The organism is Candidatus Nitrotoga sp. BS (genome assembly GCF_927797785.1).
GTDB lineage: Bacteria > Pseudomonadota > Gammaproteobacteria > Burkholderiales > Gallionellaceae > Nitrotoga.
In genome coordinates, this window is the sequence record NZ_CAKMLL010000077.1 from 1 (window position 1) to 13,666 (window position 13,666).

Genomic DNA, 13,666 nt, shown 5'->3' on the forward strand with positions numbered 1-13,666 from the left:
CTATTCAAATCGCTTTGGCGGGTAAGGCTCTTGAGGGATGGGGTGAGTAGTTACCTTATTACTAGCTAAGAAACAATAAACGTTATTATTTATAGAATAGAGTATTACAAGGTAAAAAATATCCTCGCAATTAAAAAATTACTAAAAACCAACAGTTAAATATAATATTGCGATTACACTGCTTCACTATCCACTAATTCTTTTTCGGTTGGACGATCTAACAACTCAATCAACGCCATGGGCGCATTGTCTCCTTTGCGAAAGCCAAATTTCAAAATACGAGAATACCCTCCATTTCGAGTTGAATAACGCGGACCAAGCTCATCAAACAGCTTCGTAACCATTTCTCGATCACGCAGTCGTGCGAATGCCAAGCGACGATTAGCTAAGCTAGGATTCTTTCCCAGAGTCAGGATCGGTTCAGCCACACGACGCAATTCCTTTGCCTTAGGCAATGTGGTTCTAATTACCTCATGACGCAGCAGTGAAGCAATCATGTTGCGCAGCATCGCCAAACGATGACTGCTAGTACGATTAAGTTTTCTTAGTCCTAAACGGTGACGCATAATAACCCTTTCTTACTTCTCAATAGTCACTGGCCAATTTTCTAGTTTCATTCCCAATGATAGACCATGCTCAGCCAGCACTTGCTTTATCTCGTTCAAAGACTTACGACCCAAGTTAGGGGTACGTAACAGATCATTTTCTGTATTCTGAATTAAATCACCAACGTAGTGAATACTTTGAGCTTTAAGGCAATTAGACGAACGCGGAGTCAATTCCAAATCATCAACCGGGCGCAACAACATCGGGTCAACTTTCGGAGTTTGCGGTTTCTCCATAGGAGCTGGCGTACCTTCCAATGCAGCAAATACAGAAAATTGTTCAACTAATATACGGGCAGCATAACGAATAGCTTCTTCAGGATCAATAGCACCATTTGTTTCAATTTCCATTATTAGCTTGTCTAAATCGGTGCGTTGCTCCACACGCGCACTTTCAACTGAATAGCTAACACGGCAAACCGGACTGAAAGATGCATCAAGCACAATATGTCCAACTGAACGATTTTCAACTGGAGACTGACGAGCAATCGCTGAAACATAACCTCGACCATGCTCGACCTTGATTTCCATGTCTAGTTTACCGCCCGCAGTCAGGTGGGCAATAACGTGAGAAGGATTAATCACCTCAGTGTCGGCATCGACGACAATATCACCAGCCGTCACAACACCAACACCTTCTTTCTTAAGAGTCAGCATTGCCACATTTGCATTATGGAGCTTAAGTACTACTCCCTTTAAGTTAAGTAAAATTTCAACTACATCTTCTTGCACGCCATCAATAGAAGAGTACTCATGTAGCACACTTGCAATCTTGACCTCAGTGGGAGCAAATCCCGGCATAGAAGACAATAGTATTCGACGAAGGGCATTCCCAAGCGTATGACCATAGCCACGTTCAAATGGCTCCATCACAATCTTAGCTTGATTACTCGTAACTCTTTGCACTTCGATAATGCGAGGCTTCAGAAAATCATTGTTATGCATAACCGACTCCGCATGAATTACTTGGAATACAACTCGACAATAAGATGTTCGTTTATAGAGGCAGGCAACTCTGAACGTTGAGGCTTAGACTTATATGTACCTTTCATAGCCTTAGCGTCAACCTCAACCCATTCTGGAAAACCGCGTTGCTCGGCTGCTTGCAATGCTGCTTTAACGCGCAATTGCAACTTAGCATGGTCTGCTATCTCAACCACATCGCCAGTACGAACCTGAAAGGAAGGAATATTGACACGCCTACCATTCACCAAAATGCAATTGTGACGAACAACTTGACGTGCCTCGGAACGAGATGCTCCGAAACCCATGCGGTACGATACATTATCTAGACGCGACTCGAGTAACTGCAATAGATTTTCACCAGTTATGCCACGTTGAATATCTGCAGAGCGGTACGTTAAACGGAATTGATGCTCGAGCATGCCATAAATACGGCGAACTTTTTGCTTTTCTCGCAACTGTCCACCGTAATCAGACCGACGAGAATTTTTCTTTTGCCCGTGCTGTCCTGGCGGATAGGCGCGGCGTTCAACCCCACATTTGTCGGTAAAACATTTTTCGCCTTTCAGAAACAATTTCTCGCCTTCACGACGACACTGACGGCACTTTGGATCAAGATTTCTAGCCAAGGCTAACTCCTAAGATTTAGATACGACGCTTTTTGGGCGGGCGACAACCATTGTGTGGAATTGGGGTAATATCTGAAATACTGGTAATTTTAAATCCCGCCGAATTCAAAGCACGCACAGCAGATTCACGACCAGGACCAGGACCTTTTATGCGCACTTCGAGATTCTTTACGCCACACTCTTGGGCTGCCTTACTAGCTGTCTCACCAGCTATTTGTGCTGCGAACGGTGTACTCTTGCGCGAGCCTTTAAAACCATTGCTGCCACTAGTAGACCAAGCCAATGCATTACCCTGACGGTCAGTAATTGTCACAATAGTATTATTAAAAGAAGCATGGACATGGGCAATGCCCTCAGCCACATTTTTTTTGACTTTCTTGCGCACTCGCGTGTTTGTTTTAGCCATGCTCAAATCCTCTCGAAAATTACTTTTTGGCACCGGCAACAGACTTGCGCGGACCCTTGCGAGTGCGTGCATTAGTGCGAGTTCGCTGACCTCGCACAGGTAAACCACGGCGATGACGCAAGCCACGATAACAACCCAAGTCCATCAACCTCTTAATATTCATCGAGATTTCTCGACGCAAATCACCTTCCACAGTAAATTTTGCGACTTCGTCGCGCAATTTCTCCATTTCCGCATCAGCGAGATCTTTTATCTTGGTGGCGGTGTTAACTCCGACAGAAGCGCAAATTTTCCGCGCCCGAGTGTTACCGACACCATAGATCGCGGTTAAAGCGACTACAGTATGTTGGTGATTTGGAATGTTTACACCTGCAATACGAGCCATGCAACTACCCTATCGTTTAAAAAGGCATTAAAAATTGCCATTTGAGAGAGAGATTTACCTCACCCACACCTAGCCCTGGCGTTGCTTGTGGCGCGCATCAGTACTACAAATCACACGAACCACACCCTTACGCCGTATTATTTTACAATTACGACACACTTTTTTTACCGACGCTTGAACTTTCATATCTTCTCCTCAGTACTATACGCAACAATTACTTGGCGCGAAACGTGATTCGTCCTTTGGTCAAGTCATAAGGTGTCAGTTCAACCGTAACTTTATCACCTGGCAAAATACGAATATAGTGCATACGCATCTTGCCGGAGATATGACCTAACACAACATGCCCGTTTTCTAGTTTCACACGAAATGTTGCATTAGGAAGAGATTCTACAACCTCTCCCTGCATTTGCATCGCATCTTCCTTGGCCATCAGCGAATCAACCCACCCTTAAAGTTTGCCTTCTTTAACAAGTTTTCATACTGATGCGTCATCAAATATGATTGAACCTGTGCCATAAAATCCATGGTCACCACAACCATAATTAATAACGAGGTACCACCGAAGTAAAATGGAACGTTCCACTTTACTACAAGAAACTCAGGCAATAGGCAGACCAAAGTTACATACACCGCACCGACCAAAGTCAAGCGAAGCATAATGCTTTCTATATAGCGAGCGGTCAAATCACCGGGACGAATCCCAGGTAAAAATGCGCCACTTTTCTTCAAATTCTCTGCTGTCTCTTTGGGGTTAAAGACAAGTGCTGTATAAAAAAAACAGAAAAATATAATTGCCGCTGCATACAGCAACACATATATTGGCTGGCCAGGCGATAGCATATCACTGATATCCTTAAGCCAACCAAAACCTTGCCCGCTAGCAGACCAACCAGCCAATGTAGCCGGAAATAAAATAATGCTTGAGGCAAAAATAGGCGGAATCACACCGGCCATATTCACCTTCAATGGTAAATGCGAGCTTTGACCGCCATAAACCTTATTTCCTACCTGACGCTTGGCATAATTGACTAGAATTTTTCGTTGACCGCGCTCAACAAACACCACCAAAGCTGTAATTCCAATCGAACCAAACAATAGCAATAAAACAAGCGGAATAGAGAACGCGCCGGTACGCGCCAACTCCAAGGTGCTACCAATAGCTGTAGGTAATCCCGCAGCTATTCCAGCAAAAATAATCAAGGAAATTCCATTTCCCAGGCCGCGCTCAGTAATCTGCTCACCCAACCACATTAAAAACATAGTCCCAGACAGCAACGTAATTACCGTAGTCATCTGAAACATCATACCTGGATGTAACACTAATCCAACCTGAGATTGCAGCGCCACAGACATACCAAATGCTTGGAACAGCGCTAAAAACATTGTGCCATAGCGAGTGTACTGAGTAATCTTACGACGCCCAGCATCCCCTTCCTTCTTCAATTGCTCAAGATGAGGTACCGCATGTGTCGCTAGCTGCATGATAATGGAAGCTGATATGTACGGCATAATGCCAAGTGCTAGTATCGTAAATCGAGAAAGCGCACCACCAGAAAACATGTTGAACATGCCTAAAATGCCACTTTTTTGCGAATTGAATAAATCAGCCAGCACCACAGGGTCTATGCCAGGCACAGGAATATGAGCGCCAACTCGGTAAACCACTAACGCACCTAACAAAAACCACAAGCGACGTCCAAGGTCTCCATACTTCCCACCATTCGAACGATTTTTAGCCGCCACACCCACGGAACCTGTCATTACTGTTCGATGCTACCGCCAGCAGCTTGAACTGCAGCACGAGCGCCTTTGCTAAGTAACAAACCCTGCAATTTCACAGAGCGATTGATCTCGCCAGACGACACCACTTTAGCGATCAATGCTGCAGCAGGCACAACGCCTGACTGCTTCAAAACAAGTAAATCAATCACATCGACAGCCAATTTATCCAAGTCAGACAGGCGTACTTGAGCACAATTATTGCGAGTCAATGAAACAAACCCACGTTTAGGCAATCGGCGTTGCAGTGGCATCTGACCACCTTCAAACCCAACCTTATGAAATCCACCAGAACGTGATTTCTGACCTTTATGACCTCGACCACACGTTTTTCCTAGACCGCAACCAATACCACGACCAACTCTTCGTCTAGCATGCGAAGATCCTTCTGCGGGTTTTATTTTATTTAGTAGCATTTAAACCTCACACCTAACCAAGTAATAAACCTTATTAATCATACCTCGCACTGATGGTGTATCTTCGACTATAACTGTATGGTTCAAACGTCGTAAGCCCAACCCACGAACACAGGAACGATGAGAAACTTTGGTACCGATCACGCTTTTAACTAGCGTTACGCTAACCTTACCAGCCGAAACTATAATTTTTTGATTAATCTGTGACATTGCCTTACCCCTGGATCTCTTCTATGCTCATACCACGCTTAGCCGCAATTTCAGATGGAGAATTAATAGCCTGCAAACCATTCAGAGTTGCACGAACTACATTATATGGATTACTAGAACCTATACATTTGGCTAGTACATCATGCACACCCACGGCCTCGAAGACAGCACGCATCGCTCCACCCGCAATAATCCCAGTACCTTCGGATGCTGGCTGCATATACACTTTTGCAGCACCATGACGCCCAATAACCGTATGATGCAGAGTACCTTTTTTCAAGTTAACATTAACCATCTTTTTGCGTGCCTCTTCCATAGATTTTTGCACGGCAACTGGAACCTCTTTAGATTTACCCTTACCCATTCCAATGCGGCCGTCACCGTCTCCAACAACGGTCAGTGCGGCAAAACCCATTATGCGACCACCTTTAACAACCTTAGTCACGCGATTTATCGATATCATCTTCTCGATAAGACCATCACCACGATCTTCCGACTGCTGCATTCTTCCCTGTGCTTTAGACATCATTCACCTCAAGTTAAAACTTCAAGCCATGCTCACGCGCCGCAGCCGCGAGCGCCTTGACGCGACCGTGATATTTATAACCGGAACGGTCAAAAGCAACCTCGGCTATACCAGCACTTTTTGCTCTTTCAGCGATACGCTTTCCAACCAGAATGGCCGCAGCAATATTACCCCCATTAGAACACTCTTTACGCACCTCTACCTCTAATGTGGAAGCACTAACTAAAATCCTACCTCCGCAAGCAGAAATTACTTGAGCATAAATATGTAAGTTACTACGATGGATCGCTAACCGGACTGACTTTTGACCAGCAATTTTGGCACGAGTTTTACGGGCTCTACGCTGACGCGCATCATTCTTGATAAACATAATCCGCCTCAATTATTTTTTCTTAGTTTCTTTCAACTTTACCACCTCTTCGGCAAATCGAACTCCCTTACCTTTATAGGGCTCAGGTTTACGAAACGCGCGAATTTCAGCGGCGACCTGGCCGACCTGCTGTTTACTAGCGCTCCTCAATACAACTTCAGTTTGAGTTGGCGTTGAAACTGTCACTCCAACAGGCACCCTATATACTATTGGATGAGAAAAACCAAGTGACAGGTTTAGAGTATCACCAGCAGCCTGTGCTCGATAACCAACACCAACCAAGGTCAACTTACGCTCAAAACCCTTGGACACACCTTGCACCATATTAGCAATCAAAGCTCGAATAGTGCCAGACATAGCAACCGCTTTAGCAGATTTATCATTAGCCTTACAAAGCAAAGCCTCACCATCTTGCACCACATGCACATCGGCGGTAAGTTTTTGTTTAATTATACCTAAAGGACCTTTAACAGCAACTTCATCTTGCTCCAGCGAAACTTCGACACCAGAAGGTAAAGCAATTGGATTTTTAGCGACTCTAGACATAATTACCTCGTTACGCGACTATGCACAAAACTTCACCGCCTACTCCATTGGCACGTGCTTTTCGGTCAGTCATCAACCCCTTTGAGGTAGACACAATGGCAATACCCAACCCATTCATTACTTTAGGTATTTCATTGCAACCCTTATACATACGCAGACCTGGTCGACTTACGCGTTGAATTTTTTCAATAACAGGCCGCCCAGCATAATATTTCAAGGCAATTTCTAACGCAGGCTTATTATCTGTGCTCGAAACATTATACCCCTCCACGTATCCTTCATCCTGTAGAACCTTGGCAATCGCCACCTTCAGCTTAGAAGAAGGCATTGATACATTTAATTTTTCCGCCATTTGCGCATTTCTAATTCGCGTCAACATGTCGGAGATCGGATCGCTCATACTCATAAATACACTCCTACCAGCTTGCCTTGATTACGCCAGGAACCTCGCCGCGCATTACAAATTCACGCAACTTAATACGACCCAGACCAAACTTGCTAAAAACGCCGCGCGGACGCCCAGTCAATGAACAACGGTTACGCAAGCGCACAGGACTCGAATTTCGCGGAAGAGCCTGCAACTTTAGACGAGCAGCATAACGATCGCCATCACTTAGTTTTGAATCAGCAATAGATGCCAGTAATTCAGCGCGTTTATCGGAGTATTTATTCACAATGTCGCGACGCTTTTGCTCGCGGTTAATGACAGCAGCTTTAGCCATTTTTACCTCAATTCTTCAATGGAAATTTGAAAGCCAAGAGAAGAGCACGAGCCTCATCATCGGTCTTCGCACTAGTAGTAATTGTAATATTCATACCGCGCAATGCATCAATTTTGTCATAATCAATCTCAGGAAAGATAATTTGCTCTTTGACACCCATATTATAATTTCCACGACCATCAAATGCTTTACCTGACATTCCACGAAAGTCACGGATTCGCGGAATAGAAACAGTAACCAAGCGATCAAGAAATTCATACATGCGCAATTTACGTAAAGTTACCTTACAACCAACAGGATAGTTTTCGCGAATTTTAAAACCTGCAATAGACTTCTTGGACTTAGTAACCACAGGCTTTTGCCCACTAATCTTTTGCATATCAGCGACAGCGTGCTCCATAACTTTTTTGTCTGCCACTGCCTCACCCACCCCCATATTTAGAGTTATTTTTTCTATACGGGGAACCTCCATAACGGACTTATAGCCAAATTGCTTCATAAGACCTGGAGATACTGTATCCTTGTAATAATCATATAGACGAGCCATACCATTTCTCCCTTACGCGTCCACTACTTCGCCACTAGATTTAAAGACGCGCATTTTGCGACCATCTTCCAACGTTTTAATTCCCACGCGATCCGGCTTTTTAGATGTCGCATTATATATAGCAACATTTGACACATGGATCGTCATCTCCATAGGAACTATTCCACCAGCAACTCCCTTTACAGGATTCGGCTTCTGATGTTTTTTCACGATATTAACACCACCCACTAACAAACGATCACCTTGAACGCGGAGTACGTTGCCACGACTCCCTTTGTCTCTGCCAGCAATGACAATCACATCATCATCTTTTTTTATCTTACGCATAACTTATCCTTAGACCAAATCTCTCGCAAATTACAATACCAGCCACCACTACAACACCTCTGGGGCGAGCGACACGATTTTCATAAACCGCTCAGTACGCAATTCACGAGTGACCGGACCAAATATTCTAGTGCCGATTGGCTCAAGTTTCGCGTTAAGCAAAACCGCAGCATTTCCGTCAAATCTTATCAAAGACCCATCGGGCCGACGCACACCTTTAGCTGTGCGAACAACTACGGCACTATACACCTCACCTTTTTTTACTCGTGATCGCGGTGCAGCATCTCTTATGCTAACTTTAATTACATCGCCAATAGCAGCATATCGGCATTTAGACCCGCCCAAAACCTTGATACACATAACAGAACGGGCTCCAGTATTGTCAGCCACGCTCAAAACAGATTGCATTTGAATCATTATTTATACTCCAACTTTATCCGTCATTATGGCGGCCAGTCTTGGATCCGCAAGGGTTAAGTTACCGCAAACAAGACAGCGGCGAAACGAAGCTTTACAGTATGCGCGAGATTATCTGGAATTGCAAGCAGTAAAATCAAAAAACTGAAAATTGACACAAAAAGTTATTAGGCCGCTTGAGATTTCTCAGCCAGCTTGGTCACGCGCCAACTTTTAGTCTTTGCCAAGGGACGGCATTCTTCAATAGAGACCATATCTCCGAGATGAAACTCATTATTCTCATCATGAGCATGGTATTTTTTCGATACTCGCAAAACCTTACTTAACAGAGCATGTTTAACTTTGCGTTCAACAAGGACTGTAACTGTTTTATCCATTTTATCGCTTACAACCATGCCAACCAATGTTCGCTTTAAGTTTGTTGCACTCATTGTTGAGCACCCTTTTCTGTTAATATTGTTTTAACGCGAGCAATGTCTCTACGCATCTTGAGAAGCAGGCTGTTATTATTCAATTGCTGCGTCGCAACCTGCATTCTCAAGCCGAATTGTGCTTTGGTCAGAGACAATAATTCAAGATTTAGGTCCGTTATGGATTTATCTCTTAATACATTTGCTTTCATCGTTATACCCCCACTTGTCTAATTACAAACGTTGTGGCTATAGGCAGCTTAGCAGAGGCTAGGCGGAAAGCTTCGCGCGCTATCATCTCCTCTACGCCATCCATTTCGTACAACATCTTGCCAGGTTGAATCTCAGCAACATAATATTCAGGATTACCTTTACCATTACCCATACGTACCTCAGCAGGCTTTTGAGAAATTGGCTTGTCAGGAAATATGCGGATCCAAATCCGCCCACCACGCTTAATGTGGCGCGTCATCGCACGTCTAGCCGCCTCTATCTGACGAGCCGTTAGACGACCACGAGCAACTGCTTTTAAGCCAAATTCACCAAAACTAACCTTATTACCTCGTGTTGCAATACCAGTGTTACGTCCCTTTTGCTCTTTACGATATTTTCTTCTAGCTGGTTGCAGCATGTTTTGCCCCCGGTTTTCTAACTCTTTTTTCAGGCACTGACACTAACGGCGCGGCCACCTCCTCCACTCCAGTATGATCACCCTTGTAAACCCAAACCTTGACGCCAATAATGCCATAAGTTGTTTTAGCCTCAGCTGTACCGTAGTCAATATTAGCACGAAGAGTATGCAATGGCACCCGTCCTTCGCGATACCACTCAGATCGCGCAATTTCAATCCCGTTAAGTCGGCCAGCACTCATAATTTTGATGCCTTGGGCACCTAAACGCATAGCATTTTGCATGGCTCGCTTCATAGCACGTCGGAACATAATGCGCTTTTCCAACTGCGAAGTAATACTTTCAGCAATAAGCTGAGCATCAATTTCGGGTTTTCGTACTTCTTCAATGTTTAGCGCTACGTCGGGTAATCCCATGCGCTTCCTAAGCTCAGTCCGCAGGAATTCAATATCCTCACCTTTCTTACCAATCACTACGCCAGGCCTAGCGGTATATATGGTTATCTTAGCGTTTTTCGCAGGTCGTTCGATAACAATCTTGGATACTCCTGCACCGAAGAGTTTTTTCTTAAGATAATCGCGTACCTCAATATCCTTAAGAAGCATTCCAGCAAAGTTCTTGCTATTGGCATACCACTTAGATGTCCAGCTTTTCTGAACGCTCAATCGGAACCCGATTGGATGAATTTTCTGTCCCATATCTGCTTTAGCTCCCGACGATAATCGTAATGTGACAGGTCTGCTTCTCTATACTATTACCTCGCCCCTTAGCTCGAGCCGACGTCCTCTTCAGTGAGGCTCCTTTATCAACATAGATAGTAGCAACCTTAAGGTCATCTATGTCAGCACCATCATTGTGCTCAGCATTAGCGATAGCCGACTCTAAACCTTTTTTAATAATTACAGCTGCTTTTTTAGGACTAAAAGACAAAGTACTTAGCGCTTTATTAACTGGCAAACCTCGAATCTGATCCGCCACCAAGCGTCCCTTTTGAGCTGATAGGCGAACGCCCTTTACCACTGAGATTGTATTCATCACACCTCCTTATTTTTTTTTGACAACTGCTTTTTTGTCAGCGGCATGTCCTTTGAAAGTGCGCGTCAGCGAGAATTCACCTAGCTTATGACCCACCATGTTCTCAGATATATACACAGGGACATGCTGCTTCCCATTATGCACAGCAATGGTAAGACCGATAAATTCCGGCAGTACAGTAGACCGGCGCGACCAGGTTTTCACAGGTCGCTTATCGTTGGTGGCGCGCACAACTTCAACTTTCTTTACCAAGTAAGCGTCGACGAATGGACCTTTTTTAATGGAACGTGCCATAATTTTTACCCTTTATTCTGAAAGCGGCGGCGCACAATCATGCCACTAGTGCGCTTGTTACGACGCGTACGAAATCCCTTAGCTGGAACACCCCATGGACTCACAGGGTTACGACCAGCAGCAGTTTTACCCTCACCGCCCCCATGCGGATGATCGACTGGATTCATAACCACACCACGCACTGTCGGACGAACTCCGCGCCATCGCATAGCACCTGCCTTGCCAATCGAACGTAAGCTGTGCTCAGCATTACCCACCTCACCTATAGTCGCCTTACAATCCACATGAACCTTCCGAATCTCGCCGGACCGCAAACGCAACTGCGCGTAACCACCCTCACGCGCCAGCAACTGAACTGATGTACCAGCCGAGCGCGCCAACTGCGCACCTTTACCAGGCATCATTTCAATGCAGTGTATTGTCGAACCAACTGGTATATTTCGCAAAGGCAAAGCATTGCCCGCCTTAACTGGCGCTTCCGATCCACTCACCACTTGAGCACCAACTTTGACACCTTTAGGTGCAATAATATAACGACGCTCGCCATCCGAGTAGCATAAGAGAGCAAGATGCGCACTGCGGTTCGGATCATACTCCAAATGCTCAACAGTGGCCGAAACACTATCTTTATCTCGTTTGAAATCTACTATGCGATAATTTTTCTTGTGCCCACCACCCATATGCCGCACAGTGATATGGCCATTATGATTACGACCCGCCGTTCTATTCTTTTTTTCCACTAATTGTGAATGAGGCTTGCCCTTATGCAGTTCATTATTAACCACGCGAACCACAGCACGTCGCCCCGGAGAACTTGGTTTAAGTTTGATCAGCGCCATAATTAACCTTGCTCACTCTCTGAAAAATTTATTTTGTGACCAGGAGCTAGGCATACATATGCCTTCTTCCAATCTTTACGCCGACCCATGAACTTTCCGAAGCGCTTTTGCTTACCTTTAACAAGAGCAACTTGAACACTTTCGACATCAACTTTAAACATTAACTCGACAGCAGCTTTGATTTCAGGCTTCGTAGCAGTTGGCTCCACACGAAATATGACTTGATCATGTTTCTCTGAAACATATGTTGCCTTTTCGGATATCTGAGGCATGTGCAGTACGTTCATCAATCGCTCTTGGCTGAATTTAATATTACTCATCCCAGCACCTCCTCAATCTTCCTCACAGCATCGAGTGTAACAAGTGTTTTTGGAAAGCGCACTAAGCTTACCGGGTCTACCTGATGAGCTTCTAAAACAAACACATTTGCCAAATTACGTGTAGATAAATATAAATTATCATCAAGATCGCTGACAATAACCAGCACACGACCCGAGTTAAACCCCATATCGACCATCATCTGTGCAAACAGCTTTGTCTTTGGCGCAGCAAGTGTCAATTTATCAACAACAGTTAAACGATCCTCGCGCACTAGCTGAGAAAAAATTGAAGCCAAGCCCGCTCGATACATCTTGCGGTTAACCTTCTGTGTAAAATTTTCGTTCGAAGTATTCGGGAATATATTACCGCCACCACGCCATAAAGGGCTGGAAGCCATACCAGCACGCGCACGCCCAGTACCTTTCTGAGCCCAAGGCTTTCGAGTACTTTTCGAAATTTCACTTCGATCTTTTTGTTTACTATTACCAAAACGAGCATTTGCCTGATATGCAATCACCACCTGATGAATCAACGGCTCGTTATACTCCCGGCCGAACAATTCATCAGAGGCTGAAATACTAGAACCAACCACACCTTTACCATCAATAACCTTAAGCTCCATTATACACCCACCTTTACTGCTGGGCGCACAAGCACATCACCACCCTTGGAACCAGGGACAGCACCCATTACAAGCAATAACTGCCGACCAATGTCAATACGGACTATCTTGAGATTTTGCACTGTACGACGCACATCACCAAGATGCCCTGACATGCGCTTACCTGGAAATACACGGCCCGGGTCTTGCGCCATCCCAATAGAACCTGGCACATTATGAGATTTTGAGTTGCCATGCGTAGCACGACCAGAACTAAAATGGTAACGTTTAATTACACCACTAAACCCCTTACCAAGAGTCGTGCCGGTCACGTCAACTTTTTGACCAACCTCAAACAAATCCGCGCCAAGCGTACCACCAGCCTGCAAACCTCTCAATTCCTCAGGAGTAGCAATAAATTCTTTTTGTACGCTACCCGCAACCACGCCCGCTTTAGCATAATGCCCCGCAGCCGCTCTAACAACACGGCTTGCACGTCGCACGCCAAACGTAATTTGAACTGCATTGTAACCATCAGTATTAATAGTTTTAATCTGGGTCACGCGATTATTAGACACGTCCAACACTGTCACCGGCAGAGATATTCCTTCGTCGGTAAAAATGCGGGTCATGCCAATCTTTCGACCGACAAGTCCTAAGCTCATTCTTAATATCCTTCTTAAGG

28 protein-coding genes are annotated in these 13,666 nt (G+C 44.8%); all 28 read right to left on the minus strand.

The window, feature by feature from the left end; all coding sequences use genetic code 11:
- Positions 1-173: 173 nt before the first annotated feature.
- Positions 174-566, minus strand: a complete 393-nt coding sequence (gene rplQ / locus MJ769_RS09855; RefSeq protein WP_239236848.1) for a 50S ribosomal protein L17 — start codon at positions 564-566, stop codon at positions 174-176.
- A gap of 12 nt (positions 567-578) precedes the next feature.
- A complete protein-coding gene (locus MJ769_RS09860) occupies positions 579-1,550 on the minus strand; it encodes a DNA-directed RNA polymerase subunit alpha (protein WP_239236849.1) in 972 nt (323 codons plus the stop codon).
- 17 nt (positions 1,551-1,567) lie between these two features.
- Entirely contained in the window at positions 1,568-2,197 is a 630-nt protein-coding gene (gene rpsD / locus MJ769_RS09865; RefSeq protein WP_239236850.1) for a 30S ribosomal protein S4, read from the minus strand.
- A 16-nt stretch (positions 2,198-2,213) separates the two neighbouring features.
- Entirely contained in the window at positions 2,214-2,603 is a 390-nt protein-coding gene (gene rpsK / locus MJ769_RS09870; RefSeq protein WP_239236851.1) for a 30S ribosomal protein S11, read from the minus strand.
- A gap of 19 nt (positions 2,604-2,622) precedes the next feature.
- Positions 2,623-2,988, minus strand: a complete 366-nt coding sequence (gene rpsM / locus MJ769_RS09875; protein WP_239236852.1) for a 30S ribosomal protein S13 — start codon at positions 2,986-2,988, stop codon at positions 2,623-2,625.
- A gap of 69 nt (positions 2,989-3,057) precedes the next feature.
- Complete coding sequence (gene rpmJ, locus MJ769_RS09880) at positions 3,058-3,174, minus strand: 50S ribosomal protein L36 (RefSeq protein WP_239236853.1); 117 nt, start codon at positions 3,172-3,174, stop codon at positions 3,058-3,060.
- A gap of 28 nt (positions 3,175-3,202) precedes the next feature.
- Positions 3,203-3,421, minus strand: coding sequence for a translation initiation factor IF-1 (gene infA / locus MJ769_RS09885; RefSeq protein ID WP_239236854.1), 219 nt, complete (start codon positions 3,419-3,421; stop codon positions 3,203-3,205).
- Complete coding sequence (gene secY, locus MJ769_RS09890) at positions 3,421-4,740, minus strand: preprotein translocase subunit SecY (RefSeq protein WP_445083088.1); 1,320 nt, start codon at positions 4,738-4,740, stop codon at positions 3,421-3,423. Before secY ends, infA begins: the two co-directional genes overlap by 1 nt.
- Positions 4,741-4,751: 11 nt before the next feature.
- Positions 4,752-5,186 carry a 50S ribosomal protein L15 gene (gene rplO, locus MJ769_RS09895; protein WP_239236855.1) on the minus strand — a complete coding sequence of 145 codons (435 nt, stop codon included), beginning with the start codon at positions 5,184-5,186 and terminating at the stop codon, positions 4,752-4,754.
- Positions 5,187-5,396 carry a 50S ribosomal protein L30 gene (rpmD, locus tag MJ769_RS09900; RefSeq protein WP_239236856.1) on the minus strand — a complete coding sequence of 70 codons (210 nt, stop codon included), beginning with the start codon at positions 5,394-5,396 and terminating at the stop codon, positions 5,187-5,189. It lies immediately after the preceding gene.
- A 4-nt stretch (positions 5,397-5,400) separates the two neighbouring features.
- Positions 5,401-5,922, minus strand: coding sequence for a 30S ribosomal protein S5 (gene rpsE / locus MJ769_RS09905; protein WP_239236888.1), 522 nt, complete (start codon positions 5,920-5,922; stop codon positions 5,401-5,403).
- Between the two features lie 13 nt (positions 5,923-5,935).
- The gene (gene rplR, locus MJ769_RS09910) at positions 5,936-6,292 is read right to left on the minus strand and encodes a 50S ribosomal protein L18 (protein ID WP_239236857.1); all 357 of its coding nucleotides are present in this window, start codon (positions 6,290-6,292) and stop codon (positions 5,936-5,938) included.
- A 12-nt stretch (positions 6,293-6,304) separates the two neighbouring features.
- Positions 6,305-6,838 carry a 50S ribosomal protein L6 gene (gene rplF / locus MJ769_RS09915; protein ID WP_239236858.1) on the minus strand — a complete coding sequence of 178 codons (534 nt, stop codon included), beginning with the start codon at positions 6,836-6,838 and terminating at the stop codon, positions 6,305-6,307.
- 10 nt (positions 6,839-6,848) lie between these two features.
- On the minus strand, positions 6,849-7,244 hold the full coding sequence (gene rpsH, locus MJ769_RS09920; RefSeq protein ID WP_239236859.1) for a 30S ribosomal protein S8: 396 nt from the start codon (positions 7,242-7,244) through the stop codon (positions 6,849-6,851).
- A gap of 10 nt (positions 7,245-7,254) precedes the next feature.
- Positions 7,255-7,560, minus strand: coding sequence for a 30S ribosomal protein S14 (gene rpsN, locus MJ769_RS09925; RefSeq protein ID WP_239236860.1), 306 nt, complete (start codon positions 7,558-7,560; stop codon positions 7,255-7,257).
- A gap of 7 nt (positions 7,561-7,567) precedes the next feature.
- On the minus strand, positions 7,568-8,107 hold the full coding sequence (rplE, locus tag MJ769_RS09930; RefSeq protein ID WP_239236861.1) for a 50S ribosomal protein L5: 540 nt from the start codon (positions 8,105-8,107) through the stop codon (positions 7,568-7,570).
- A gap of 12 nt (positions 8,108-8,119) precedes the next feature.
- A complete protein-coding gene (gene rplX / locus MJ769_RS09935) occupies positions 8,120-8,434 on the minus strand; it encodes a 50S ribosomal protein L24 (RefSeq protein ID WP_239236862.1) in 315 nt (104 codons plus the stop codon).
- A 48-nt stretch (positions 8,435-8,482) separates the two neighbouring features.
- Positions 8,483-8,851: a 50S ribosomal protein L14 gene (gene rplN, locus MJ769_RS09940; protein WP_239236863.1), complete on the minus strand. Its 369-nt coding sequence runs from the start codon at positions 8,849-8,851 to the stop codon at positions 8,483-8,485.
- 167 nt (positions 8,852-9,018) lie between these two features.
- On the minus strand, positions 9,019-9,282 hold the full coding sequence (rpsQ, locus tag MJ769_RS09945) for a 30S ribosomal protein S17 (RefSeq protein ID WP_239236864.1): 264 nt from the start codon (positions 9,280-9,282) through the stop codon (positions 9,019-9,021).
- Positions 9,279-9,473 (minus strand): 50S ribosomal protein L29, encoded by a 195-nt coding sequence (rpmC, locus tag MJ769_RS09950; RefSeq protein ID WP_239236865.1) that lies wholly within the window; start codon positions 9,471-9,473, stop codon positions 9,279-9,281. The genes rpsQ and rpmC overlap by 4 nt, the downstream gene beginning before the upstream one ends.
- Positions 9,474-9,475: 2 nt before the next feature.
- Positions 9,476-9,892 (minus strand): 50S ribosomal protein L16, encoded by a 417-nt coding sequence (gene rplP / locus MJ769_RS09955; protein WP_239236866.1) that lies wholly within the window; start codon positions 9,890-9,892, stop codon positions 9,476-9,478.
- Entirely contained in the window at positions 9,876-10,589 is a 714-nt protein-coding gene (gene rpsC, locus MJ769_RS09960; protein WP_239236867.1) for a 30S ribosomal protein S3, read from the minus strand. The genes rplP and rpsC overlap by 17 nt, the downstream gene beginning before the upstream one ends.
- A gap of 7 nt (positions 10,590-10,596) precedes the next feature.
- Complete coding sequence (gene rplV, locus MJ769_RS09965) at positions 10,597-10,926, minus strand: 50S ribosomal protein L22 (RefSeq protein WP_239236868.1); 330 nt, start codon at positions 10,924-10,926, stop codon at positions 10,597-10,599.
- Between the two features lie 9 nt (positions 10,927-10,935).
- Positions 10,936-11,220 carry a 30S ribosomal protein S19 gene (gene rpsS, locus MJ769_RS09970; RefSeq protein ID WP_239236869.1) on the minus strand — a complete coding sequence of 95 codons (285 nt, stop codon included), beginning with the start codon at positions 11,218-11,220 and terminating at the stop codon, positions 10,936-10,938.
- Between the two features lie 5 nt (positions 11,221-11,225).
- Complete coding sequence (rplB, locus tag MJ769_RS09975; protein WP_239236870.1) at positions 11,226-12,059, minus strand: 50S ribosomal protein L2; 834 nt, start codon at positions 12,057-12,059, stop codon at positions 11,226-11,228.
- A gap of 2 nt (positions 12,060-12,061) precedes the next feature.
- Entirely contained in the window at positions 12,062-12,379 is a 318-nt protein-coding gene (gene rplW / locus MJ769_RS09980; protein ID WP_239236871.1) for a 50S ribosomal protein L23, read from the minus strand.
- Positions 12,376-13,002 carry a 50S ribosomal protein L4 gene (rplD, locus tag MJ769_RS09985; RefSeq protein WP_239236872.1) on the minus strand — a complete coding sequence of 209 codons (627 nt, stop codon included), beginning with the start codon at positions 13,000-13,002 and terminating at the stop codon, positions 12,376-12,378. The genes rplW and rplD overlap by 4 nt, the downstream gene beginning before the upstream one ends.
- Positions 13,002-13,646: a 50S ribosomal protein L3 gene (rplC, locus tag MJ769_RS09990; RefSeq protein ID WP_239236873.1), complete on the minus strand. Its 645-nt coding sequence runs from the start codon at positions 13,644-13,646 to the stop codon at positions 13,002-13,004. Before rplC ends, rplD begins: the two co-directional genes overlap by 1 nt.
- Positions 13,647-13,666 lie beyond the last annotated feature (20 nt).